The 25,379-nt window shown below is 44.4% G+C and carries 20 protein-coding genes; 8 read left to right on the top strand and 12 right to left on the bottom strand.

Annotation, left to right across the window (positions count from 1 at the left end; genetic code table 11):
* Nucleotides 1-43: 43 nt before the first annotated feature.
* Nucleotides 44-637 (bottom strand): glycerol-3-phosphate 1-O-acyltransferase PlsY, encoded by a 594-nt coding sequence (plsY, locus tag M1E03_RS11505; RefSeq protein WP_025809960.1) that lies wholly within the window; start codon nt 635-637, stop codon nt 44-46.
* A 178-nt stretch (nt 638-815) separates the two neighbouring features.
* Between plsY and M1E03_RS11500 the strand changes: the two genes are divergently transcribed.
* The 3 genes from M1E03_RS11500 (at nt 816) to parC (ending at nt 5,948) form a co-directional block, all read left to right on the top strand.
* A complete protein-coding gene (locus M1E03_RS11500) occupies nt 816-1,229 on the top strand; it encodes a CoA-binding protein (RefSeq protein WP_075754574.1) in 414 nt (137 codons plus the stop codon).
* A gap of 323 nt (nt 1,230-1,552) precedes the next feature.
* On the top strand, nt 1,553-3,520 hold the full coding sequence (gene parE, locus M1E03_RS11495; RefSeq protein ID WP_020451614.1) for a DNA topoisomerase IV subunit B: 1,968 nt from the start codon (nt 1,553-1,555) through the stop codon (nt 3,518-3,520).
* A gap of 4 nt (nt 3,521-3,524) precedes the next feature.
* Nucleotides 3,525-5,948, top strand: coding sequence for a DNA topoisomerase IV subunit A (parC, locus tag M1E03_RS11490; protein WP_020451615.1), 2,424 nt, complete (start codon nt 3,525-3,527; stop codon nt 5,946-5,948).
* Between the two features lie 312 nt (nt 5,949-6,260).
* Here parC and M1E03_RS11485 read toward each other — a convergent pair whose 3' ends face one another.
* Nucleotides 6,261-7,352 carry a GntR family transcriptional regulator gene (locus M1E03_RS11485; protein ID WP_195536447.1) on the bottom strand — a complete coding sequence of 364 codons (1,092 nt, stop codon included), beginning with the start codon at nt 7,350-7,352 and terminating at the stop codon, nt 6,261-6,263.
* A gap of 351 nt (nt 7,353-7,703) precedes the next feature.
* On the opposite strand from M1E03_RS11485, the gene M1E03_RS11480 reads away from it, so the two are divergent.
* The 4 genes from M1E03_RS11480 (at nt 7,704) to M1E03_RS11465 (ending at nt 13,180) form a co-directional block, all read left to right on the top strand.
* Nucleotides 7,704-9,311, top strand: a complete 1,608-nt coding sequence (locus M1E03_RS11480) for a xylulokinase (RefSeq protein WP_411202498.1) — start codon at nt 7,704-7,706, stop codon at nt 9,309-9,311.
* 17 nt (nt 9,312-9,328) lie between these two features.
* On the top strand, nt 9,329-10,024 hold the full coding sequence (locus M1E03_RS11475; protein WP_411202499.1) for an L-ribulose-5-phosphate 4-epimerase: 696 nt from the start codon (nt 9,329-9,331) through the stop codon (nt 10,022-10,024).
* A 43-nt stretch (nt 10,025-10,067) separates the two neighbouring features.
* Nucleotides 10,068-11,492 carry an L-arabinose isomerase gene (araA, locus tag M1E03_RS11470; protein ID WP_458110802.1) on the top strand — a complete coding sequence of 475 codons (1,425 nt, stop codon included), beginning with the start codon at nt 10,068-10,070 and terminating at the stop codon, nt 11,490-11,492.
* Between the two features lie 281 nt (nt 11,493-11,773).
* Complete coding sequence (locus M1E03_RS11465; protein WP_026579648.1) at nt 11,774-13,180, top strand: sugar porter family MFS transporter; 1,407 nt, start codon at nt 11,774-11,776, stop codon at nt 13,178-13,180.
* Between the two features lie 226 nt (nt 13,181-13,406).
* Here the strand turns inward: M1E03_RS11465 and M1E03_RS11460 are convergent, their stop codons facing one another.
* From M1E03_RS11460 to M1E03_RS11450, 3 genes are all read right to left on the bottom strand, one after another.
* Nucleotides 13,407-14,189 (bottom strand): (S)-acetoin forming diacetyl reductase, encoded by a 783-nt coding sequence (locus M1E03_RS11460; protein ID WP_145623974.1) that lies wholly within the window; start codon nt 14,187-14,189, stop codon nt 13,407-13,409.
* A gap of 310 nt (nt 14,190-14,499) precedes the next feature.
* Nucleotides 14,500-14,625, bottom strand: a complete 126-nt coding sequence (locus tag M1E03_RS11455) for a hypothetical protein (protein WP_020451622.1) — start codon at nt 14,623-14,625, stop codon at nt 14,500-14,502.
* A 28-nt stretch (nt 14,626-14,653) separates the two neighbouring features.
* Nucleotides 14,654-14,998 carry a hypothetical protein gene (locus M1E03_RS11450; protein WP_020451623.1) on the bottom strand — a complete coding sequence of 115 codons (345 nt, stop codon included), beginning with the start codon at nt 14,996-14,998 and terminating at the stop codon, nt 14,654-14,656.
* A gap of 338 nt (nt 14,999-15,336) precedes the next feature.
* On the opposite strand from M1E03_RS11450, the gene M1E03_RS11445 reads away from it, so the two are divergent.
* Nucleotides 15,337-16,749 carry an alanine/glycine:cation symporter family protein gene (locus M1E03_RS11445; RefSeq protein WP_023857575.1) on the top strand — a complete coding sequence of 471 codons (1,413 nt, stop codon included), beginning with the start codon at nt 15,337-15,339 and terminating at the stop codon, nt 16,747-16,749.
* A gap of 45 nt (nt 16,750-16,794) precedes the next feature.
* Here M1E03_RS11445 and M1E03_RS11440 read toward each other — a convergent pair whose 3' ends face one another.
* The 7 genes from M1E03_RS11440 to M1E03_RS11410 all read right to left on the bottom strand — a co-directional run bounded on the left by M1E03_RS11440 (nt 16,795) and on the right by M1E03_RS11410 (nt 25,275).
* Complete coding sequence (locus tag M1E03_RS11440; protein ID WP_020451626.1) at nt 16,795-17,139, bottom strand: hypothetical protein; 345 nt, start codon at nt 17,137-17,139, stop codon at nt 16,795-16,797.
* Between the two features lie 112 nt (nt 17,140-17,251).
* Nucleotides 17,252-17,938, bottom strand: coding sequence for a respiratory nitrate reductase subunit gamma (gene narI, locus M1E03_RS11435; RefSeq protein WP_020451627.1), 687 nt, complete (start codon nt 17,936-17,938; stop codon nt 17,252-17,254).
* Nucleotides 17,935-18,477 (bottom strand): nitrate reductase molybdenum cofactor assembly chaperone, encoded by a 543-nt coding sequence (gene narJ / locus M1E03_RS11430; protein WP_020451628.1) that lies wholly within the window; start codon nt 18,475-18,477, stop codon nt 17,935-17,937. Before narJ ends, narI begins: the two co-directional genes overlap by 4 nt.
* Before the next feature lie 17 nt (nt 18,478-18,494).
* A complete protein-coding gene (gene narH / locus M1E03_RS11425; protein ID WP_020451629.1) occupies nt 18,495-19,964 on the bottom strand; it encodes a nitrate reductase subunit beta in 1,470 nt (489 codons plus the stop codon).
* A complete protein-coding gene (locus M1E03_RS11420) occupies nt 19,954-23,640 on the bottom strand; it encodes a nitrate reductase subunit alpha (protein WP_145623972.1) in 3,687 nt (1,228 codons plus the stop codon). Before M1E03_RS11420 ends, narH begins: the two co-directional genes overlap by 11 nt.
* Nucleotides 23,641-23,812: 172 nt before the next feature.
* On the bottom strand, nt 23,813-25,054 hold the full coding sequence (locus M1E03_RS11415; protein WP_458110452.1) for a DUF438 domain-containing protein: 1,242 nt from the start codon (nt 25,052-25,054) through the stop codon (nt 23,813-23,815).
* Nucleotides 25,051-25,275, bottom strand: coding sequence for a DUF1858 domain-containing protein (locus tag M1E03_RS11410; protein ID WP_229129053.1), 225 nt, complete (start codon nt 25,273-25,275; stop codon nt 25,051-25,053). The genes M1E03_RS11415 and M1E03_RS11410 overlap by 4 nt, the downstream gene beginning before the upstream one ends.
* Between the last annotated feature and the right edge of the window lie 104 nt (nt 25,276-25,379).

Raw genomic sequence — 25,379 nt, 5'->3', positions numbered from 1 at the left:
CGATTTTGTCCGATCATGAAAATATAATGTTTTTCGGATAGGCTCATTTTTTGCCGGACATCCACTTGATTTTGGGCTCGGTTTTATCCATAATGCGTTTAATGTTCGTCCTGTGTCTGTATACGACAAACGCCGTTAGAAAGGCGACGACTGCCACCAATAAAAGATCTTTCGTAAACAGGCTGTAAACCGTTGTATACAAGCCGGTTAAAATGGAAGAAAGCGATACATATTTTGTGATATACAAAAACAGAAAGAACACCGCAATCATTGTGAGAAACAGAAAAGGCTGATAGCAAAGCAATACGCCTCCGGAAGTAGCGACAGCTTTTCCGCCTTTAAATTTGGCGAACACAGGGAACATATGCCCGATGACTGCGGCTACACCGGCCAACAAAGGGTGTACGCCGATGTGGAGGATGGCGGGCAGAAAGGCGGCGAGCGTCCCTTTCAAAATATCCGCAGCCACCACGATGGAGCCGGCTTTCACCCCAAGTGTCCGGAATGCATTGGTGGCGCCAAGATTGCCGCTGCCGTGTTCCCTGATGTCGATTCCTTTGGCGGCCTTTCCGACAATTAAGCCGGACGGAATGCTGCCGAGTAGATAGGCTAAAACAAATAATAAAGCAATTAACATTTCATTTCTCCTTTTTAGATGATCCCTTCTCTTTATTTTAACATGAGAGGCGCTTTTCATGACGGCTTTTCTTTAGAAGTACCGTATATATCATACAAGATAATGCGCCCTAATCATATGAAAATTTTGATTATCGCCTTTGATTTCGTGTAAACTGAACGTAAAAGGAGTGATCGCCATGGAAAACCCTTCTAAACAGGAAATCAAAAGCATTCTTGAAAACAGTAAACGAATCGCGGTAGTCGGCCTGTCCGACAATCCTGAAAGAACATCGTACATGGTATCAAAAGCGATGCAGGACGCGGGATATGACATCATCCCTGTCAATCCGTCCATAGATGAGGCGCTGGGCGTCAAGGCTGTGGCATCATTAAAAGACATTGAAGGACATGTCGATATCGTCAATGTGTTCAGAAGATCCGAACATTTGCCCGATGTCGCAAAGGAATTCCTGGAGATAGACGCAGATGTGTTTTGGGCGCAGCAGGGGCTTGTCAACGAAGAAGCTTATCGGCTTCTGAGCGAAAAAGGCTATACGGTGATTATGGATTTGTGTATAAAAGTGGCACACGCGTTAACAAAATCGGCATAAAAAAGACAAAAATCCTTGTTTATTCAAGGGTTTTTGTCTTTTTTATGCAAGAATATGTTTGCGAATTGCTGTGAAAAACGGCTACAATAAGTCTTGGACAGTTTTTTTAAGAATGATTTTCCAATTGCTGGTGGAAAAGCCTTGTCCTCCAGGGGGCGAATCGTGTAAAATGACGGCTGTGCAAAAAAACGGCATTCATTTTAACATTTTCCCGACAATGCTTGAAGCGATTGGAAAAGAATCGGATAATACTTTGCTTTACATGACAGAGTGTGTATTATTCTTTATAAGCAATGTTTGATTTTTGAAAGGGGTTTATGCATTTGGTTAAGAAACAGCAATTTGACTATAATGATGATTCCATACAGGTGCTCGAAGGCCTTGAAGCGGTCAGAAAACGCCCCGGTATGTACATCGGTTCGACAGACAGCCGGGGTCTGCACCATCTCGTATATGAAATCGTCGATAATTCCGTCGATGAAGTCCTTGCGGGCCATGGGAATCATATTATAGTAAAGATACATAAAGATAACAGCATATCGGTGCAAGACAGAGGCCGGGGAATGCCAACAGGAATGCATAAGCTGGGCAAACCGACTCCCGAAATTATTTTGACAGTGCTGCATGCCGGAGGAAAGTTCGGCCAAGGCGGCTATAAAACGAGCGGGGGGCTGCACGGCGTCGGTGCATCCGTTGTAAACGCCCTGTCCGAGTGGCTGACAGTCACAATTGAGCGGGACGGAAATGTTTACAGGCAGCGTTTTGAAAACGGCGGCAAACCGGTGACATCCCTTGATAAAATCGGAACGACCAAAAAGACCGGCACCCTGATTCATTTCAAGCCTGATCCTACGATGTTCAGCACAACGACTTTTAACTTTGAAACGCTTTCAGAGCGTCTGAGAGAATCAGCCTTTTTGTTAAAAGGATTAAAAATCGAATTGATCGATGAACGCGATCAAACAAAAGAAACGTTTTTATACGAAAACGGAATCGAAGCTTTTGTCGCTTATTTAAATGAGGAGAAAGACGCGCTTTCTGAAGTGGTCTCATTTGAAGGGGAGCACAACGGCATCGAGGTGGACTTCGCGTTTCAATTTAATGACGGCTATTCCGAAAACATCCTGTCATTCGTCAATAATGTCAGAACAAAGGACGGAGGAACCCATGAGTCCGGTGCGAAAACGGCGATGACAAGAGCATTCAACGAATATGCGAGAAAGGTGGCCCTTTTAAAAGAAAAGGACAAAAACCTTGAAGGAACGGACATCCGGGAAGGCCTGTCAGCCATCGTTTCCGTCCGGATTCCAGAAGAGCTTCTTCAATTTGAAGGACAGACAAAAGGAAAGCTCGGCACAAGTGAAGCAAGATCAGCCGTTGATGCGATCGTCTCCGAGCAGCTCGCATATTTCCTTGAAGAAAACAGGGAAACGGCAACATTGCTCGTCAAAAAAGCGATTAAAGCCTCCCAGGCAAGAGAAGCTGCGAGAAAAGCAAGAGAAGAGGCAAGAAGCGGAAAGAAAAGAAAGAAATCCGAAGCGACGCTCTCCGGAAAGCTGACGCCTGCACAATCAAGGAATCCGTCCAAAAACGAATTGTATCTCGTGGAGGGTGACTCTGCCGGAGGATCAGCAAAGCAGGGAAGAGACCGGAAATTCCAGGCTGTCCTGCCGCTCCGCGGAAAGGTTATCAATACGGAAAAAGCGAAGCTGGCCGATATTTTTAAAAATGAAGAGATCAATACGATTATTCACGCGATCGGCGGAGGGGTCGGCGCTGATTTTGACATTGAGGACATCAATTACGACAAAGTCATCATCATGACAGATGCGGATACAGACGGCGCTCATATCCAAGTGTTGCTCCTGACTTTTTTCTACCGCTATATGAAGCCGCTGATCGAGCACGGAAAAGTGTTTATCGCGCTGCCGCCGCTCTATAAAGTCAGCAAAGGGTCTGGCAAAAAAGAAATCATTGAATATGCTTGGTCTGATGAAGAAATGGACGACGTCCTCAAAAAAGTCGGAAGAGGATATACGATTCAGCGCTATAAAGGTCTCGGCGAAATGAACGCTGACCAGCTTTGGGAAACGACAATGAACCCCGAATCAAGAACGCTTGTCAGGGTTAAAATCGATGACGCAGCCCGTGTGGAAAGGCGCGTGACGACATTGATGGGCGACAAAGTTGAGCCGAGAAGAAAATGGATTGAGAAAAACGTCGCCTTCGGACTTGATGAAGAAAGCAACATTTTAGAAAACGAGAATTTATCGGTCGCTGAGGAGGTTTAAATAAATGGCACAGCCAGAGATTTATCATGATTTACCATTGGAAGACGTGATCGGCGACCGTTTCGGCCGATACAGCAAATATATTATTCAGGATCGGGCGCTCCCTGACGCCAGGGACGGCCTGAAGCCTGTTCAAAGAAGAATCCTATACGCCATGCATGCGGAAGGGAACACGCACGATAAGAATTTCCGCAAGGCCGCAAAAACGGTCGGTAATGTAATCGGGAACTATCATCCTCATGGAGACAGTTCGGTCTACGAAGCGATGGTGCGGATGAGCCAAGACTGGAAGGTTCGCAACGTGCTGGTTGAAATGCACGGTAACAACGGAAGCATCGACGGTGATCCGCCGGCTGCGATGCGTTATACAGAAGCAAGGCTCGCAGCGATCGCTTCAGAGCTTTTGCGAGATATTGACAAAGAAACGGTCGAGTTTGTGCCAAACTTTGATGATACAAGCAAGGAGCCCGTCGTCCTTCCGGCGATGTTTCCGAACCTGCTTGTCAACGGATCGACAGGGATTTCCGCCGGGTATGCGACTGACATTCCGCCGCATCATCTCGGGGAAGTGATCGATGCCGTGATAAGGCGGATTGACTCGCCGAACTGCAGTGTGGATGACCTCATGGAGCTCGTAAAAGGACCGGACTTTCCGACCGGAGGAATCATTCAGGGTAAAGAAGGCATAAAAAAAGCCTATGAAACCGGAAAAGGTAAAATCATCATCAGGGGCAAAGCCGAGATCGAAACCATCAGAGGCGGCCGCCAGCAAATTGTCATTACTGAAATTCCGTTTGAAGTCAACAAAGCGAATTTAGTGAAAAAAATGGACGAATTCAGGATTGAACGGAAGGTCGAAGGGATTTCCGAAGTCCGTGACGAGACCGACCGGACAGGACTCAGAATCGTGATTGAGCTGAAAAAAGAAGCGGATGCACAAGGTATTTTAAATTTCTTGTACAAAAACTCGGATTTGCAGATTCCGTACAACTTTAACATGGTGGCTATTCATAACAGAAGACCGATGTTGATGAATCTCACATCAATTTTGGACGCTTATATCGGCCACCAAAAAGAAGTCATCACCAACCGTTCTCAGTATGAGCTGAAAAAAGCGAAGGAAAGGCATCATATCGTAGAAGGATTGATGAAAGCACTGTCCATTTTGGATGAAGTCATTGCGACGATCCGCTCCTCCAATGACAAGCGCGATGCCAAAAACAATCTGATCGAAAAGTTCGCATTTACAGAGCCGCAGGCTGAAGCGATCGTTTCATTGCAGCTGTACAGGCTGACAAACACAGATATTACGGCTCTCCAGGAAGAAGCAAAAGAACTCGACCAGAAGATCAAAGAGCTGGAAGAGATCCTTTCCAATGACAAGAAACTCTTGAAAGTGATCAAAGACAGCTTGAAAAAGGTGAAAAAAACCTATGCCGGTCAAAGGCGCTCTGTCATCGAGGAGAAAATTGAAGAAATCAAAATCAATCTTGAAGTGATGGTGGCGTCTGAAGACGTTTATGTGACCGTGACGAAAGACGGTTATATTAAACGAACGAGCCAGCGGTCTTTTGCTGCATCAAACGGCCAGGACTTCGGCATGAAAGATACCGACCGTCTGCTCTGTCAGCTGGAAATGAATACGACAGACGTACTGCTTTTATTTACAAATAAAGGAAGCTATGTGTATTGTCCGGTTCACCAGCTTCCTGATATCAGATGGAAAGACTTGGGTCAGCACATCACGAATATCATATCGATCGACAGCGATGAATCCATCGTCAAGGCGATCCCTGTCAGAGAGTTTACCGAATCTGAATACCTGCTGTTCTTTACGAAAAACGGAATGGCGAAAAGAACTCAGCTGATGCAGTATAAAGCACAGCGCTATTCAAAAGCATTGGTCGCTCTTAACTTAAAAGGCGACGATGAAGTGGTTGATGTTCATGTAACGGACGGAACGAAAGATTTGTTTATCGCGACACATTCCGGCTACGGTCTGTGGTTCTCAGAAGATGAGGTCAGCGTCGTCGGCGCAAGGGCGGCCGGTGTCAAAGGCGTCAATTTGAAAGACGGCGACTTTGTCGCCAGCGGGCAGGTTTTAGAAGAATCGGATGTGCTTGTGCTCGTGACCCAGCGCGGATCTATTAAGCGGATGAACCGCACCGAATTTGAAAAAACGTCACGGGCGAAACGAGGGGTTCTCATGCTGAGGGAATTGAAGAAAAAACCTCACCGCATCACCGGGCTGCTCGCATGCTCATATCATGCTCAAATCACGCTTCAAACCGAAAAAGGCATCACAGAGGAGATGCTTGTCAAAGATATCAAGCTTCATGACCGGTACAGCAACGGTTCTTTCATCATCGACGAAGATGAGGCAGGGGAAGTAACGGATGTATGGATCAGCAAACATGAACGGGAGTGAAATCGACCTGCGCCCAATTCTAGGGATATCACCACATGCCTATCAAGAATAGAGCCATTCTGCAAGACAACGAAGAATGCTGCAGAAAAAGAGCATGCCAGATAAACTTTACACAGTTCACTTTTTAACGCTAGGCTACTTTCTTGTGATACAAGCTTTTTCCCGTATCGGTGAGATTTTCGCTTTCTTTTTGGAGTAAGCGTCAAATACATGAAAGTTCTCTGCTGCTTAATTGATAACAGAGTAAAACAACCCAGTCCGCGTTCACGCCTTTAGTGCACATGGACTGGGTTTTCCTTGATCACACCAAGATTATTGTACATCTAACTCTTTTACGGTTTCACCTTCAATTAACACAGGCTGATAGTAGGTTTCGTTTGGTAAATCCTTCTTTCCTTGCAATTTCTTGATGACCCAATCAGCTGCATCGTGTCCCATTTGTTCTTGAGGATGTGTCAATGTTGTTAGTTTGATATTCGCATTTTTGGCAATATACGAATTGTCCTGTCCAATAATTGACAATTTGTCCGGGACAGAAATATTAAGTTGTCTGCATACATTTGCTACTTCCAATCCTACTTCGTCGTTATAGCAAACAATTGCAGTCAACACGTCTCTCTTTTCATTTAGAAACTTCTTCAGGTTTGTGTATAGATCCAGCTTCGTCTCTGTATTGTACGAAAGCACATGCTCTGGTTGAAATCGTAATTTGGCTTCACCAAGCGCTTTTATATACCCCTTCATTCGATACTTTCCTTGTAAATCATCCATTTTTGAAATGAGACCAATTTGTGTATGTCCTTTTGATATTAATTCTTTTGTTGCGAGATAGCTGGACTGCACATCATCGAGACAAAGAAAAGGAACATCTAATTCTTCATAATAAGCATTGATCATGATGAAAGGAATATCCTGTTCCTTAAACGATAAATAGTAAGCAATATTGGGATTGTATAGATTACTTTTCGTAGGTTCAACAATTAAACCATCGACGCCAAATGACAACATCATTTCCAAAGCTTTTTTTTCTTGTTCGACATCATTATTTGTACTAGCTAATAGTAACGAATAATTAGCCTCATTCAATCTCCCTTCAATTCCGCGAATAATTGAGGGGAAAATGTAATCTGAAATGTAGGTCGTAATTACACCGATTATTTTATTATTGGAATTCCCTCCAGGTTTTGATTGATACTGGTTACTTACATAAGTGCCAGATCCTTTTTCACTTCTTAAAAACCCCTCGTTCGCCAGCTCTAAAATCGCCTTTCGAACAGTGTGCCGGCTGACTTTGTATTCTTCTTGTATGGCGGATTCAGTAGGAATTTGTTCTCCTACCCTGTAAACTCCTGAAAGGATTTTACTTTTTATATCATTAATGATGATCTTATACTTTGGTTTCATTTCACTCACTTCTTTCATAGTTGTTCGCATTCTAATTTTTTTAATTGAATGATTTGTGTGGACATATTTTATCATGGCTTTCAATGAATGAAAAGATTTCACCTTATTTTCGTGAAAATGAATAAGTAATTCTAATTTTTTTCTTTAAATTTCATGTTATACAAATACTTTTTATTATAAGCATGAAGAGAAAAAGAATAGAAATATCGTTGTGATATTTATATGAACATATTATATTATTGATTGACAAATGTACGTACAAAAAATATACTAAGTCTGTAATTAAGTTAAGCGAAAAGGGGAATGCCTTCTTTCGAATAATATTGAAATCGCTATCAGAGGGGGGATAACGTGAAAGCGAATCAAGTAAACATCAAGCAGGCGATAACTGAGGGAGAAACATCGCTTGGAATTGAATTCGGATCCACACGTATTAAAGCAGTGTTGATTGATAGCAGTTTTGAAACAATCGCATCTGGAAGTTATGAGTGGGAAAACCGCTTGGAAGATGGATTTTGGACGTACAACTTAGTAGATATTATCACTGGGTTGCAAACAGCTTATAGTGAAATGAAGAATGATGTTGAACGAAATTATGGCATCACCATTCGCAAAATCGGTTCTATTGGATTTTCTGCAATGATGCATGGATATATGGCTTTTGACAACACAGGGGAGCTGCTTGTTCCGTTTCGAACTTGGCGTAACTCAACAACCGGTGCTGCAGCAAAAGAATTAACTGATCAATTTCAATTCAATATCCCTGAACGGTGGAGTATTGCTCATTTATATCAAGCGATATTAAATGAAGAGAAACATTTGCCTCGCATTGATTATATCACCACTTTAGCTGGGTACATTCACTGGTTGTTGACTGGCAATAAAGCAATTGGCATTGGAGATGCTTCGGGCATGTTCCCAATTGATGAATCAACGCAAAATTACAATGAATCGATGCTCAAGCAGTTTGATGAACTGATTTCGAACAAAGGCTATCCTTGGAGGATAAAGGATATTCTTCCTAAAGTTTATATTTCAGGCGAGCAAGCTGGCGAATTAACCGAAATTGGCGCGAAAATTCTGGATCAGTCAAAAAATTTACAACCGGGCATTCCGGTTTGTCCGCCTGAAGGCGATGCTGGAACAGGAATGGTTGCTACGAATAGTGTGAGGAAACGCACTGGAAACATCTCAGTAGGAACTTCAGTTTTTGCCATGATTGTATTAGAGAAAGAACTTTCGAAAGTATATCCAGAAATTGATTTGGTAACAACGCCAAACGGCAGTCCGGTTGGAATGGTTCATGCGAATAACTGCTCAAGCGATTTGAATGCTTGGCTAGGGTTGTTTCGTGAATTTTTTGAGGCAATGGGACAAAAGGTTGAAATGAATAAATTATTCGAAGTGGTGTTGAATAAAGCATTGGAGGCTGACTCAGACGGCGGTGGCTTACTAAGCTACGGTTATTTCTCTGGTGAAAATATTACAGGACTAGAAAAAGGCCGGCCGTTATTTGTCCGCTCACCAGAGAGTCGTTTCGATTTAGCAAACTTCATGCGGACACACCTTTTTGCAGCTTTTGCAGCTTTGAAAATCGGAATGGATATTTTGACCAAAGAGGAAAATATTGATATTGATAGCATTTTAGCTCACGGCGGTTTATTCAAAACCCCTCTTGTCGGACAAAAAATTGTTGCAGCTGCAATGAATACGCCAGTATCAGTTATGGCAACTGCCGGAGAGGGCGGTGCGTGGGGAATGGCTATTCTTGCATCTTACATGATGAACAAAGATCAACAAGAAAGCTTAGAAGATTTCCTCGACAAAAAAGTCTTTGAAGAGGATGCCGGGCAAGAAATTTACCCTGATCAATTAGATGTTGAAGGATTTGAAGCATTTATCGAACGGTACAAAAAAGGTTTAATGATTGAGCAGGCCGCTGTGGATCATTTGATTTAATGAGTGGAGGGGTTGACGTGCTAGAACAACTGAAAGAAGAAGTGTTACAAGCAAATTTGGACTTGCCTAAATACGGACTCGTGAAATACACATGGGGAAATGCAAGTGCCATTGACCGTGAAACTGGTTTATTCGTTATCAAACCTAGTGGTGTTGATTATGAAACAATGAAAGCTAGTGATATGGTGGTTGTTGATTTAGATGGCAATATTGTTGAAGGAGAGCTGAGGCCTTCATCAGATACAGCGACTCACGCGGTACTTTATAAGCATTACCCTGAAATTGGAGGAATTGTACACACTCATTCAACTTGGGCGACAATCTGGTCTCAAGCAGGCCTTGATGTTCCGGCGATGGGGACCACTCATGCAGACACATTCTATGGTTCCGTGCCATGTGCCCGATACTTGACACAAGAGGAGGTTGATCGAGGTTACGAAGTAGAAACAGGTAATGTCATTATCGAAACATTTGAAGAGCGCGGGTTAGATATTTTAGCTGTTCCCGGTGTCTTACTTCATGGTCATGGTCCATTTACTTGGGGCAAAGATGTAAAATCAGCAGTATTGAATAGTGTGGTGTTGGATGAAGTCGCGAAAATGAATTTATTTACCCGAGAATTAAATCATTTTGCAAAAGAATTACCACAATGTATTTTAGATAAACATTATTTACGAAAACACGGTAAAAATGCTTATTATGGTCAAAAGTAAAATCAATTCTATCAAACTATTCATTTAAGAAAAGAGGGTTATGATGTTAACACAAGGAAAAAAAGAATTCTGGTTTGTCGTAGGTTCACAACATCTTTATGGGGAAGAAGCGCTTGAAGAAGTCAGAGCGCACGCGCAAGCCGTGACTGATGCATTAAATGAAAGCGCTGTATTGCCATACCCGCTTGTATTGCAAGATTTAGCTGTTAGTGCAGATAAAATCACAAGCATCATGAAAGAAGTGAACTATCGTGACGAAGTTGCCGGTGTTATCACTTGGATGCATACTTTTTCACCTGCAAAAATGTGGATTCGCGGAACAAAATTATTACAAAAACCGTTACTTCATTTAGCGACACAATTTAATGAAAGTATTCCATGGACAACGATTGACATGGACTTTATGAACCTAAACCAATCTGCTCATGGGGACCGTGAATATGGTTTTATCAATGCCCGTTTGCAAAAACAAAATAAAGTTGTCGTAGGTTATTGGGAACGCCCTGAAGTGCAACAGCAAATTGCGGAATGGATGGACGTAGCGGTTGCTTATAACGAAAGTTTCAACATCAAGGTCGCCCGATTTGGTGACAACATGCGTAACGTTGCTGTTACTGAAGGGGATAAGGTTGAAGCGCAAATTCAATTTGGCTGGACAGTTGATTACTTTGGCATTGGTGATCTTGTTCAATACGTGAATGCGGTTACAGATGAAGAAATTAATCGATTGTTTGCTGAATATGCAGACCTTTATGAATTTGATTATGGTACTTACAGTCAGGAAGATTGGGAGAAGAGCGTAAAAGTACAAGCAAGCTATGAAATCGCCATTAAACGTTTCCTGGATGATGGTGGTTATAATGCCTTCACAACTAACTTTGAAGATTTATATGGGATGAAACAACTTCCGGGTCTTGCCGTCCAACGTTTGATGGCCCAAGGATATGGCTTTGCTGGTGAAGGAGATTGGAAAACTGCAGCGCTCGATCGTTTACTCAAAGTGATGAGCCGTAACCAATCAACCGGCTTTATGGAAGATTACACATATGAATTAGCTGCCGGTCAAGAATCAATCCTTCAATCACATATGCTTGAAGTTGACCCATCTTTAGCAAGCAGCAAACCGAAAATTATCGTATCTCCATTAGGTATTGGTGATCGTGAAGACCCGGCACGCTTAGTGTTCGACGGAAAAGCAGGAGATGGTGTGGTTGTTTCGATGGCAGACTTTGGTACGCATTACAAACTGTTGATTAACGAAGTTTCTGCATTTGAACCAACTGTTCCGGCACCAAACCTTCCGGTGGCACGGGTGCTTTGGGAAGTGAAGCCTAGCTTTCAGGATGGAGTGAAAGCGTGGCTTGAAAACGGCGGCGGTCACCATACAGTTGTTTCATTGAATTTAACAACAGACCAAATGATCACTTATGCAAAGCTGGTTGACCTGGAATATGTAGTGATTAAGTAATGCCTCTAACCTCCGAGGAGGCTCTGCTTCCTTGGAGGTGAAAAATAGGGATATCAGATATCAAAATATTCATGATTTTGTAAGCGTTATCGTTATGTTCCGGAAAAATTGAAAGCGTTTAATAATAGGCGAATAAAACCATGAGGTTTAGTGAGAAATCCCACCAATATCCTAGCATGTATTTGCAGTTTGGAAACACTTTAATGATTTCTGAAAAAGCCATCGATAATTTTGGTGGCTGGATTACACAATATAATTTCAACCTTGAGGAGGGAACTTAAATGGTTAATGAAAAGAAAATCTCAAGTGGCTTCATTTATTTTTTCGGGGCTTTTGCCGGCATTCTTTTCGGTTATGATATCGGCGTTATGACGGGTGCTTTGCCTTTTCTGCAACACGATTGGAACCTTCAAGACAACGCCGGGGTTATTGGCTGGATTACTTCTTCGGTCATGTTAGGCGCTATTTTTGGAGGCGCCCTGGCCGGACAACTTTCTGATCGTTTGGGACGTCGCAAAATGATTTTAATTTCCGCTGTCATTTTTGTTGTTGGATCCATTTTGTCAGGAATAGCACCTCATAATGGGGTACTGTTTTTAATTATTTCTCGGGTTTTATTAGGATTGGCCGTTGGTGCTGCCTCTGCATTGGTCCCGGCCTATATGTCGGAAATGGCGCCTGCACGTTTACGCGGACGGCTGTCAGGAATTAATCAAACCATGATTTGTTCTGGAATGTTGCTTTCTTACATTGTTGATTTTCTATTGAAAGATTTGCCGGAAACAATGGCATGGCGGTTGATGCTTGGTTTGGCTGCCGTACCTGCTGTGATCTTATATGTTGGAATGTTAAAGTTACCTGAATCACCTCGTTTTTTAATCAAGAACAATAAACTTGATGAAGCACGCAAGGTGTTGAGCTATATTCGCTCTAACAAAGGGGAGATTGATTCTGAAATAGCACAAATACAAGAAACTGCCAGAGAGGAAACAAAGGCAAATCAAAAAGCATCATGGGCTACACTCTTAAGTAATAAATATCGTTTTTTATTAATTGCTGGTGTGGGTGTTGCCGCTTTTCAACAATTCCAGGGTGCTAACGCAATTTTTTATTACATTCCTTTGATTGTAGAAAAAGCAACAGGGAATGCGGCAAGTTCAGCGTTGATGTGGCCGATTATTCAAGGTGTTATTCTCGTGCTAGGTTCATTGCTATTCATCATGATCGCTGATAAATTTAATCGCCGTACTTTATTAACAGTAGGCGGAACCGTTATGGGGCTGTCCTTTATTTTGCCGGCAATATTGAATATATTAATTCCTAATGCAAATCCGATGATGATGGTTGTCTTTTTAAGTATCTATGTAGCACTTTATTCATTCACGTGGGCTCCTTTAACTTGGGTCATCGTTGGAGAAATTTTCCCTCTGGTCATTCGCGGGCGCGCGTCTGGAATAGCTTCATCATTTAACTGGATCGGCTCTTTCTTGGTTGGATTGCTATTTCCTATTATGACCGCTTCGATGTCTCAAGAAGCTGTGTTTGCAATCTTCGGTGTTATTTGTTTACTTGGAGTTGTATTTATCCGGACACGCGTCCCTGAAACTCGAGGTCGCAGTTTAGAGGAAATCGAAAAAAATGGAGGAAATAAACAAATTGGCGGAAAAAGCGCGCAAATAAACCTATGAGGCTTGGAGTGGGGAATCGAAAGGAGCTATCTTGGGTGCCGCTTATCGCAGGGGAAATCTTCGCACTAGTTCATTTTGAAACAGGGGGTTTCAAAAGGGAAGACGCTCTTTGGTCCAAATTTTTAAACGGGGCGTGATTGGACGAACCGTGACATATCAGCTCTAGCTTGTTATTTCAATATGGAGGCGGAAAACTCCGCCCTCCATATTGAATATGATTTTAAAATTAATTAAATACCATTCCGCCATCAATGATAAGAGACTGGCCGGTCATATAATCTGAATCCGGCCCTGCAAGATAAGAAACGCATGCTGCTACATCTTCCGGCTCTGATAAGCGTTTTAATGCAATATTTTTAGCGAATTGTTCCATTCCCCATTCAAATGGCTTGCCTGCTTCATCAGCGGTTTGCTGTGCAATCCCCATCATCATAGGCGTTTTTACGATACCCGGACAAAAGGCGTTAACCGTAATGCCTAATTCAGCTAGATCTTTTGCCGCCGTTTGCGTAATCCCGCGAACAGCGAACTTTGTTCCGCCGTAAACTGCCAAGCCCGGGTTACCGACTTGACCGGCTTGAGAAGAAGCATTAATGATTTTCCCGCCGTGTCCAAGTTCTTTAAAGGCTTTTACAGCTGCTTGAATTCCCCAATAAGTACCGCCGACGTTAACATCATAGATTTTCCGATAATCTTCATATGTAATGCTTTCAATAGGTGTGGTTGGTCCAAGACCTGCATTATTGATCACCACATCAAGACCGCCGAGGCGTTTAACCGTTTCATCGACTGCTTTAAAAACATCGTCCCGATCAGCAACATCCACTTTAACTGCAATTGCCTTACCGTTATGCAGGTTAATGTCCTCAGCAACTTGTGTTGCAGTTTCTACATTATAATCGGCAACTGCAACAGCGAACCCATCCTCCGCCAAGCGTTTGCAGATTGCTTCGCCAATTCCTTGGCCTCCGCCAGTAACAAAAGCAATTTTTCCAGATACTTTACTCATATGAACATCTTCTTTCTATAAGTAATTGGTATTTAATTGGTACAGAAACATTATATCTTATATTTGTAGATTTGAAATAAAATCCCGGCAGTTGTTGAAAAAATGTTTAAAATTTTTCGAAAAAATTTAATTGTTTTTGAAGAAGATGGAAAAGCTGTATTTAAGTATAATAGGATTGTTCCGCTTTTACTGCAATCACAAGACGAAGGAAGACCAAATGAAAAGGCATGAATCCGTGCAGTGCCGGACTCATGCCAATCAAACTGTTTCTTGAAATTTTATTGTCTAGCTTTTTCAAATCGCTTCAAATTCAGCTGTCCTGGCGATTGAAAAGGTCGGTAATCGCGTGCATGAATTCAATTCCTTGAAAAACAAACAAATTGATTGCTGCCAATGAAAATAGTCCAATAATCACCGTTCTTATAATAAATAACATGTTAAAACCTCCCGTTTTTTTCGTATGGTTATGGTTTTAAAACATGCGCTTTATCGAAATAAGAAGAGTGATAGAACACCGCGAGCATAAATGCCTTCAGATGCTCTTTCCGCCTGTTCATCATGAACGCCTGGCCGGAAGCTGCAGCTAAGATGAAGAGAAGGATGGATTCAGCTCCGAAGCCGAGTGAATTCCACAATGATTTCGCCTTTTCTTCACCATATTTGCCGGCTGTCAGTTCATGGAGTTCGTCTCCTGAAACAGCGGCTTTTTGCGTATGGTGATTTGCCGGCATCTGGGGCATTGAGAACGAATGAAGGCTCGCAATGACTAAAAAGAATATGGACAGTTGCAGAAACAATGTCTTTTTCATTTGATCTCATCCCCTTAGTATCTCATCATCTTAGCATATTTTATGTTATAAGAAAAGATGATTATTTTGTGACAGTTGGCAAATATTTATTGACAATATGAGATTTTTCGCAACGCACTTGGAACGCACTTGGAATGAAAGCGCATTTTTATATATGAATAAAGATGATACTCTGCTATAATGAGCATTGGGACTAAAGTAATAATGATGTTAACAGCCTTTATGTTCAAAAGACAGAAAATTCTATCTAGTTTTTCTTGTGTCATTATTATGATATAATCCTATCATGTTAGAAAACTTAACATCAAAACAAAATTCGTTTGTTTCAGGAGGGTGCTATGGAAGAAATTTTAAGCGAAATCATCAATGTCCCAAGCGGTTTTATTTGGACTTATTTAGTCTATATATTAATAGGAATAGGCCTGTTCTTTACTTTTAAATTGAAATTCGTTCAATTCCGCTATTTCTTCGAGATGTTTCGTATCGTCGGACAAAAGGAGGAGAAAGGAAAAGGCGTCTCGTCTTTGCAGGCTTTCTTTATTTCCGCCGCTTCGCGTGTCGGCACGGGTAACCTGACCGGTGTCGCGCTTGCTGTTGCAACAGGAGGACCTGGAGCGGTCTTTTGGATGTGGGTTGTCGCGCTTGTCGGTATGGCTTCCAGCTTTGTGGAGAGTACGCTGGCTCAAGTGTACAAGGTCAAAGACGGCGATCATTTCAGAGGGGGCCCAGCTTATTACATGGAAAAAGCGCTGGGCGCCAGATGGATGGGGATTATCTTTGCCGTTTTGATTACGATTACATTCGGATTGATCTTTAATGCGGTGCAAGCCAATACGATCGTCGGTTCGATGGAAGGGGCTTTCAACCTTGATAAAACAACGGTCGGAATTGTTTTGGCGGTATTGACCGGATTTATCATTTTCGGCGGTTTGAAACGGGTTGTGACAGTTTCGCAGTTGATCGTTCCGGTTATGGCGGTCATTTATCTTGGACTTGCTTTATTTGTCGTGCTGACGAATATTTCTCAAATACCGGCCGTTTTCGCGATGATTGTGAAAGATGCTTTCGGGATCGAGCAGATTGCAGGGGGTACGCTCGGTAGCATCATTATTATCGGTGCGAAGCGCGGCTTGTTTTCAAACGAAGCCGGAATGGGAAGCGCGCCGAACGCAGCGGCGACTGCCAATGTCTCTCACCCGGCGAAGCAAGGTTTTATCCAAACGCTTGGCGTATTCTTTGATACGATGGTTATCTGCAGTGCGACAGCCTTTATGATTCTGCTGTTCAATCTGACGCCGGGCAAAGAGCTTGACGGCATTCAAATTACACAAGCAGCCATGCAGCATCATGTCGGAAGCTGGGCGCCTGCGTTTGTCGCAGTGGCGATTTTCCTGTTCGCTTTCAGCTCAATCGTCGGAAACTACTATTATGGTGAGACGAATATTGAATTTATTAAAAAGAGCAAGACGACGCTTGCCGTTTACCGTACAGCTGTTGTCGCAATGGTCATCTTCGGATCTGTATCCGGTTTTCAACTTGTGTGGGACATGGCGGATTTATTTATGGGATTAATGGCGATCATTAACCTGATTGCGATTCTGCTTCTTTCCGGAATTGCCGCGAAAGTGCTGAAAGACTATACTGATCAGCGTAAAACAGGGAAGAACCCTGTCTTTAAGGCAAGCTCGATTCCAGGTCTGAAAAACACAGAGGCTTGGGAAGACGAGAAGGAAACATTGCAATCGAAATAAACAATATGAAAAAAGGCGTCCTTGGGGCGCCTTTTTCTTGTTTTTTTACTGACAGCTGAATGAGGTAATCTCGTTCAAGTCAATACCGAAGTAAACCCAGCGGAATTGACGCGGTCTCCAGCGGTAGCCCGCAATCGAATAACGTCCGACGAAAACCGGGTAGAACCAAAAGCGGCTGCCGTTTCTTAAGCGGATGAATGTATATTTGAACAGGCATCTTCTGATTCCGCCGGGATCAACGGCAAATACCGAAGGGCCGGTGTCTTGCGGAAATTGGCTCGGCGGCGGGGGGAGAAACTGCTGTTGCTGCTGTCCTCCAACTCCTGGAGGCGGCCCCGGCGGAAATTGCTGGCGATACGGATCATATAGTGAAGGATCGTATGGATACAATAAAAACGCTCCTTTCTGATGGTTTGCTTTATCGTATGATTGATAGGGAATAAGGGTAGCTTGCCTATAGAGAAAAAAATCCCTAAAGCCGTTTTGGCTTTAGGGAAAATGTTTAAATGCTTTTGCGGGGCGCCCGTTTTCGGTAAACAACATAGCTTCTTGTCAAATATTTTAGCGGCATGCTGAATACGTGGACGAGCCGAGTAAACGGCCAGACGATGAAAATGACGTAGCCCATCATAATATGAAGCTTAAACCAGAGGGGCACGCTCGCCATAAGTCCGGCATCAGGCTTGAATAAGAAAATGTTGCGAAACCACGGGCTGATTGTTGTCCGATAGTCGAATCCTTTTGAATCGATGTTCAAGAAGGTTGCCGCAAGCCCAGTCGTCATGACGAATAACAAAGCGACCAGCGTGATGAAATCACCGGCAGAGCTCGTTTTTCGAATTCGTTTGTCCGTGAATCTGCGGTAGGTCAATATGATAAGTCCTGACAGCGCGGCGATGCCCGCGGGCAGTCCGAAACCGATCGCGATTTTATGGTACATATGCTCTGATACGCCGAGCGCCTGATAAAGGCTTTCCGGAATTAAAATTCCCATCACATGCCCGCCGATGACAAAAAAGATTCCCCAGTGAAAAAGGCTGCTGCCAAGCGCCAATTTTTTCTTTTCGAGCATTTCGCTTGATTTGGCCGTCCAGCCAAACTGATCATGTTGATAGCGGTATATATGCCCTCCGATAAAAATGGTGATGACGATATAGGGGAGGATGACCCACAGGATTTGTTCGATCATGGCTGTACATTCCTTTCAACACCAATTTCCTCTAAAATCATCATTAATCCGTCTAATAACGGCGTATAGATGCTTTCATTCTCTGAAAGCTGCAATCTTAATTCTTCCAGGTTCGCTGCGTATTTTTGGAATACAGCCGCAGCTTTTTCATGATCGGCGACTGCAGCAAATTCAAGCATGAGCGGCAGATAATCCGGCAGCTCTTTGTCTGTCGGCTGAAAACCGGACTGCTGATACAGATCTTTCAGCTGCAGCAATTCAATTCCGCGCTCCCTTTGTTCACCGGAGTTGAAATAGGTGACATAAAGGTTCGTTTTTTTGCCGAAATCAAACGTATATACGTACGTTTCGATCAATTCCTCAGACGAATAGGAAGCCGCGCTTTCCAAAAAGGCAAGCAGATGCCCTTTCAGCGCTTCATGTTCGATTTCGCCGATGATCTGCTGCCATTCGGAACGTTCTTTTCTCCACTCTTCATCAGGGTAGGAGAGGAGGTGAGAAAGAGCGGCAAAAACGGTTTGTTTGTCTGTTCCATTCATGAAGCTTCCCTCCAGTGTTATATGTTTTGGCAAGATCCGGGTCCTCCGGCAAACGATAATCCGCAGCTTCCTTGTTCCATGTACAGATCCGCGACTTCTTCGCGATGGGTTTGCGGAATGACAAAGCGGTCATCGTATTTGGCGATCGCAAGCAGACGGTACATATCTTCAATCTGCTCTTCAGTCAATCCGGTATCTTGAATCAGGGCTGAATCGATCTGTTTGTTTGTTTGAGTCGCTCGCATGTACATACGCATCACAGACATTTTCTTTAATGTCGTTCTTATATGGTGTGTATCACCGGCAGTCAGCAAATTGGCCAAATATTCGATCGGAATCCGCATTTCATCAATGGCAGGGAAGATATCTTCAGCTGATTGGGCCGTTCCTTTTCCTTCAAACATATTCATAATCGGACTGAGCGGCGGAATATACCATACCATCGGCAATGTCCGGTATTCAGGATGCAGCGGCAGAGCGATTTTCCAATCGATGATCATTTTGTAGATCGGAGATTTTTGCGCTGCTTCGATCCACTCCAGCGGAATGCCTTGAGCTTTTGCTTCTTCTGCGACAGCGGGATCATTCGGATCAAGGAAAATTTCCAGCTGGGAGTGATATAGATCTTTTTCATTTTCGGCTGAAGCCGCTTCTTCGACTTTATCTGCATCATAAAGCATGACTCCGAGATAGCGGATTCTGCCGACGCATGTCTCAGAGCAGATTGTCGGCAGTCCTGCTTCAAGACGAGGGAAGCACAATGTGCATTTTTCCGCCTTGTTCGTCTGCCAGTTGAAATACACTTTTTTATAAGGGCATGATGATACACAGTGTCTCCATGAGCGGCACGCATTTTGATCGACGAGAACGATCCCGTCTTCTTCGCGTTTGTACATCGCTCCCGACGGACAGGAGGAGACGCAGGAAGGATTGATGCAGTGTTCGCATATCCTTGGCAGATACATCATAAAGACGTCTTCAAATTCAGTCTTGATCGATTCTTCCATTTTTTTGACGTTTGGATCTTGAAGGCCTGTAATGTGGCCGCCGGCAAGATCGTCTTCCCAGTTCGGACCCCATTCAAGGTTCATGAAGTCTCCCGTAATGGAAGACTTCGGCCTTGCAACAGGCTGGTGTTTTTTCTCCGGACTGTTTGTCAGCGTTTCATAATCATAGTTCCAAGGTTCATAGTAGTCATCGATCGTCGGCTGGTACGGGTTGTAGAATAAATTCATGAGCCGCGTTGTTTTGGCGCCTGATTTGAGCTGAAGTTTGCCTTTTTTCAGCTCCCAGCCGCCTCTGTATTTATCCTGGTCCTCCCATTGTTTAGGGTAGCCGATGCCCGGTTTTGTTTCGACGTTGTTGAAGTACATATATTCTGCACCGGAACGGTTTGTCCATGTGTTTTTGCATGTGACGCTGCATGTGTGGCAGCCGATGCATTTATCAAGGTTCATTACCATTCCGATTTGAGCTTTAATCTTCAAGCCAATCGACCTCCTTCAATTTTCTGATCACGACATTGAGGTCGCGCTGATTTCCTGTCGGCCCGTAGTAGTTGAATCCGTAGCTGAGCTGGCCGTAGCCTCCGATCATCTGCGTCGGCTTGACATGGATGCGGGTCGGACTGTTATGGGTTCCACCGCGGTTATTCGTCAGCTTTGTTCCCGGTACATTGATATGCCGGTCTTGGGCATGGTGCATAAAGGCCATTCCTTTTGGAATCCGGTGTGATGTCACGGCCCGTGCGACGACGACTCCGTTTCGGTTGAAGCATTCGATCCAGTCGTTGTCCTGAATGTCGGTTTCTTCCGCATCGTCTTTATTCATCCAGACTGTCGGCCCGCCTCTGAAAAGGGTAAGCATCGGCAGGGAATCAAAATACATGCTGTGAACCGACCATTTATTATGCGGCGTTAAATAGTTTAAAACGATTTCTTTTCCTTCCTGATCCGGACGCTTGTTCAAGAAAGGGCGGTGGATCAGGATCGGCTTGAATGTCGCCATGTTCTCGCCGAATTCCGTCATCATTTCATGATCAAGGTAAAAAGACTGTCTGCCGGTCAGCGTTCTCCACGGAATCAGTTTTTCAACGTTCGTTGTAAACGGAGAATAGCGCCGTCCGCCTTTTTCAGAACCGCTGAAAGCAGGGGAGGTGATCACCGTTTTCGGCTGAGCCGAAATTTGCTCAAATGTAAAGCATTCCTCTTCCCGTTCTTCAGCTAAGTCTTTCAACTCAAGATTCGTTATTTTTTCAAGCGATTCCCACGCTTTAACGGCTACTTTCCCGTTTGAAGTGGAAGAGAGGGTCAATACCGCTTCCGCAGCCTGTCTTGCATCACTGATGTCAGGACAGCCTTTGGCGATCGTGTCGTCTTTTACGACGCCGATCGTTTTTTTGAGGGAATCATATTCCGCTTCAACAGACCAGTTCATACCTTTCGTACCAAACGGCTGTTTGACAACATTCGGCCCAAGCGATGTCATCTTATTGAAAATCTGCTTGTAATCCCGTTCCACAACATGAATTTGCGGCATTGTTTTGCCGGGAACGGCAGGGCAGTCGCCTTTGCTCCAATCTTTGATTTTCCCGAGCGGCTGCGCCATTTCCTGTGGAGTGTCATGGAGAAGAGGAGTCGCAACAGCCTCTTTTACAGGTTCCATGTCCATTTCTTCAGCCAGATTGGAAACCGCTTTTGCCAATGCTTTGAAAATATCCCAATCAGACTTTGCTTCCCACGGCGCGCTAATTGCCGGGTTAAACGGGTGGATGAACGGATGCATATCCGTGCTGCTGAGATCGTGTTTTTCGTACCAGGTGGCCGCAGGGAGCACGATGTCTGAATAAAGGGCTGTTCCCGCCATCCGGAAATCGAGATTGACCAGTAAGTCGAGTTTGCCTTCAGGCGCTTTGTCACGCCATGTGATTTCTTCGGGACGGATGCTATCCTGATCATCGTTCATCAGTCCGTTAGTCGTGCCGAGCAAGTGCTTCAGAAAATATTCATGACCTTTGCCGGAGCTCGAGATTAAGTTGGCTCTCCAGACAAATAGATTTCTCGGGAAGTTCTTTTCATTGTCAGGATCTTCAATCGAAAACTTGAGATTTTTCTCCTCAAGCTGTCTGGCGATATAGCTTCCGACTTGCTGAGCGTTCTCAGCGCCTGCTTTTTCTGCTTCTTTATACAGATCGATACCGTTTTTCTCAAACGTCGGATACGATGGAAGCCATCCGAGTCTTGCCGCCAGCACATTGTAATCGGCGTGGTGCTTGTAGCGCGATGTTTTTGCGATAGGGGAAGCAAGCCCGCTGATTTCCTGATCTTCATAGCGCCACTGATCGGTAGCGAAGTAGAAAAATGATGTTCCGTTTTGCAGTTTGGCAGGGCCTCCCCAGTCTTTTGCCGTCGCGATCGTCTGCCATCCTTCGGCCGGCCGGAGTTTTTCCTGGCCGACATAGTGGGCCCAGCCGCCTCCGTTAACCCCTTGAGCTCCGACGAGAAGCACAAGGTTCAGCACAGCTCTGTAAATGGTGTCTGAATTGAACCAATGGTTAATCCCGGCGCCGACAATGATCATTGAACGGCCCTCTGTGTCAATCGCATTTTGCGCGAATTCCCTTGCGATTTTGATCACCATTTCACTTTTAATGCCAGTAATCGGCTCTTGCCAAGCCGGTGTAAACGGTTCAGGATCATCAAATGATGCCGGCGTCTGCCCGTCAATTCCGCGGTTGACGCCATAGTTGGCGAGCGTCAGGTCGAAAACGGTAGAAACAAAAACTTCCTCTCCGTCCAGAATCATTTTTTTGATCGGAAGCGGTCTTTCAAGCACTTTATTGCCGTCATGTGAGAAGTAAGGAATGTTGACCGTGCCGATCATATCTTCGTGTCCAAGCATGGAAAGCCGAGGTGTGATCGGTTTTTCTGAATCCTCATCAACCATGCGCAGATTCCATTTTCCTTGGCCGTCCCAGCGGGAGCCCATCGTGCCCTGCGGAATCGCAAATCCATCTGTGTCTTCATCCCAAACGGCAGGCTTCCACTCATCATGCTCTGTAGCACGCCCGATATCTTTAGCATGGAGGAAGCGGCCTGCTGTGAACGTTCCGTTTTCCTCTTTCAAAGTCACCAAAAACGGGAAATCGGTATATTGTTTTGCATAATCAATAAAACGCTCCGTTTTCTGGTTGACATAAAAGTCTTGGAGAATGACGTGGCCCATCGCCATGGCCAGTGCGCCGTCCGTGCCTTGTCTGATGCTCAGCCAATCATCGGAAAACTTTGAGGACTCGGCAAAGTCCGGGCTGATCGAAATCACTTTTGCCCCTTTATAGCGGGCTTCGGCTAAAAAGTGAGCGTCAGGCGTTCTGGTAAGCGGCACATTAGAACCCCATGTCATGATGTAGCCTGAATTGTACCAGTCGCTGCTTTCCGGAACGTCGGTTTGATCTCCCCAAATTTGCGGTGAAGCAGGAGGGAGGTCGGCATACCAGTCATAGAAGCTCAGCATCGGCCCGCCGATCAGGGACATAAAGCGTGACCCTGCTGCGTGGCTGAGCATCGACATGGCTGGAATCGGCGAGAAGCCGACATTTCGGTCAGGACCGTATTTGGCAATGGTGTACAGAAGGGAAGCCGAAATCAGCTTCAGGACTTCGCTCCATTCGGCGCGGACAAATCCGCCTTTTCCGCGTGCCTGTTTATAGGCCTTTGCTTTTTCAGGGTTTTCGATAATTGATTTCCATGCTTCCAGCGGATTTTTGCTGCTGTTTAGCGCCTCGCGCCACATCTGGATCAGCACACCGCGTACATACGGATATTTCACGCGGAGCGGGCTGTATATATACCAGGAAAAGCTCGCTCCCCTCGGACAGCCGCGCGGTTCAAAGTCCGGCATATCAGGGCCAGTCGAAGGGTAATCGAGTCGCTGCCCTTCCCATGTGACGATTCCGTTTTTGACGTAGATATTCCAGCTGCAGGAGCCTGTACAGTTCACCCCGTGGGTAGAGCGAACCACTTTATCATGCTGCCATCTATTTCTGTATACATCTTCCCAATTCCGGTCTTCATAAGTGGTTTGGCTGTGTTGATTGGAATGGCGTTCAATAGGAGAGAAATAATTTAATCTCCTGAAAATGGGACTCTGTTTCTTTTTTTTCATTGCTGGTTCACTCCTTCTGAGTCAGTGATGCTACCCTCACTATATATGGAGGAGGCGCTGGACCTTGTTAAATTTGTCACATGGTTTCGGGTTTTCACAAATTTGTCACATTTTCAGGAGGGGAGAGGGAGGACAAAAAAACAGCCTGCATGGAAGCGGGCTGTCGAATGGGTCAATCGCTCGTGTTCAAAATTCTCTTTTCCCCGGTAATCTCTTGAATCGGGGCGATGTTCTGGGTGAATTCCAAAGTTCCGATATAGCGGCCGTTTTCATCGCGTACGGCAAAATAGCGGATGAACACGTATTTGTCTTTAAATTTGATCCAAAAGTCTTCAACGTCTTTTTTGCCTGATTTAAAGTCGTCAAGAAGTTTGTTGACGATATGGACGCTTGCCGGCGGATGGCAGTTTTGGACGGTCCGGCCGATTACGGCTTTTGTCCTTGCGAAAATCCGTTCCTTTCCGTGTGAAAAATAGCGGACCACATCGTTTTCATCGATGAAGGTGATATCGACCGGAAGATGGTTCATCATGTGCTCAAGCTGGGCCACGGACAGAATACCAGTAGAGAGCCTGACATATCCGTCAGCCGCCTCTTCTGTTGTTTTGAGCTGATGGCGTTCAGGCTTCCACACCGTTTCCGGAGCAGTCAGGCAATATCCTATCTCGTCGCTTTCAGCCGCGATTTTCAGCCATTCGTCTTCTGTCAGCGTTCTGAGCGCCATCGGCAAGAGGATATTTTCTTCTTTATAAATCATTTCCGTGCCTTCTTGAATGATAAACGTTAGCTCGCGGATGACTTCATCTTTTTTGTCCGGCGTATACTCTTCCAACAAACGCTTCACTTCTTTGATGCTCTTGCGGATAAAATCATCGACAGCCCACATCACTTGGCTGGGCCCAGTAATTCCATACTTTTCTAAATAGGGGAAGAGAAGATTTTCTTTTCTGCTGTAATGTTTGTCGACATCGGCGAGCAAGTTTAAGTCTGTGAGTAGCTTGAGAATGTTGTCGCGGTGATCTTCTTTTTCAAAACGTTCCAAATGAAACTGCATTTTAAAGTTCAAAAGGAGGTCGATTTCTTTATTTTCTTTCATAAAAGTATGAACGGGATGGCCTGGCTGCTTATCGGCGTCAGCGCGGTGAATGTCTTCAATCGATCCTTTAAACACAGCGGCGTGAACGGAACAAAGCTCTTGAATTTCTTCGGGGGTAATGCCTTCTTCCTTCATTAACGCCTGTTCCAGCTGAGCGATTTCTTCAGCATTGACTGAACCGAACGCCTTTTCAAACCGTTTTTTGACGTCGGCAAGCGGTTTTCCTTTATGAAGGTCGATGATGATTTCTTTCAGAAGCTGCTTTTTTTCCTCTGGCAGACCTTGCTGCGTTTCCCGGTTGTTAATCATTTCGCTCATTGTTTTTCTCCTTTCCAAACGGGGTCAAATCCGTGCGCTTTCAATATGTCTAAGACATGCGGCCATTCGATTTGCATCATTCGTGCGCCTTTCGGAATCGTCACGATACGCCCGGCTGTTTCCAGCATGCCGGGCTTCGTTATGTTTTTAAACCCGGCTTCCTTCATCACGGCTTTTAGTTCAGGATGCAATGTGCAAAGTTCGTATACGGAATCGTTCAAATCAATTTTTTTATTATGCAGAGGGATCACATCCTTTGATAGTGATGATCATTCTCATCTATACCGTAATACAAGTATGCTGAAAAAAATGTGACGTACATCAC

This window comes from Bacillus sp. PK6-013 (genome assembly GCF_054161445.1).
This window is presented reverse-complemented; position numbering and strand designations above follow the sequence as displayed.

Coding starts and splice junctions, on each gene's coding strand:
- plsY (WP_025809960.1), bottom strand. CDS start 637: ATGTTAATTGCTTTATTATTTGTTTTAGCCTATCTACTCGGCAGCATT.
- M1E03_RS11500 (WP_075754574.1), top strand. CDS start 816: ATGGAAAACCCTTCTAAACAGGAAATCAAAAGCATTCTTGAAAACAGT.
- parC (WP_020451615.1), top strand. CDS start 3,525: ATGGCACAGCCAGAGATTTATCATGATTTACCATTGGAAGACGTGATC.
- M1E03_RS11485 (WP_195536447.1), bottom strand. CDS start 7,352: ATGAAACCAAAGTATAAGATCATCATTAATGATATAAAAAGTAAAATC.
- araA (WP_458110802.1), top strand. CDS start 10,068: ATGTTAACACAAGGAAAAAAAGAATTCTGGTTTGTCGTAGGTTCACAA.
- M1E03_RS11465 (WP_026579648.1), top strand. CDS start 11,774: ATGGTTAATGAAAAGAAAATCTCAAGTGGCTTCATTTATTTTTTCGGG.
- M1E03_RS11460 (WP_145623974.1), bottom strand. CDS start 14,189: ATGAGTAAAGTATCTGGAAAAATTGCTTTTGTTACTGGCGGAGGCCAA.
- M1E03_RS11455 (WP_020451622.1), bottom strand. CDS start 14,625: ATGTTATTTATTATAAGAACGGTGATTATTGGACTATTTTCATTGGCA.
- M1E03_RS11450 (WP_020451623.1), bottom strand. CDS start 14,998: ATGAAAAAGACATTGTTTCTGCAACTGTCCATATTCTTTTTAGTCATT.
- M1E03_RS11445 (WP_023857575.1), top strand. CDS start 15,337: ATGGAAGAAATTTTAAGCGAAATCATCAATGTCCCAAGCGGTTTTATT.
- narI (WP_020451627.1), bottom strand. CDS start 17,938: ATGATCGAACAAATCCTGTGGGTCATCCTCCCCTATATCGTCATCACC.
- narJ (WP_020451628.1), bottom strand. CDS start 18,477: ATGAATGGAACAGACAAACAAACCGTTTTTGCCGCTCTTTCTCACCTC.
- M1E03_RS11420 (WP_145623972.1), bottom strand. CDS start 23,640: ATGAAAAAAAAGAAACAGAGTCCCATTTTCAGGAGATTAAATTATTTC.
- M1E03_RS11415 (WP_458110452.1), bottom strand. CDS start 25,054: ATGAGCGAAATGATTAACAACCGGGAAACGCAGCAAGGTCTGCCAGAG.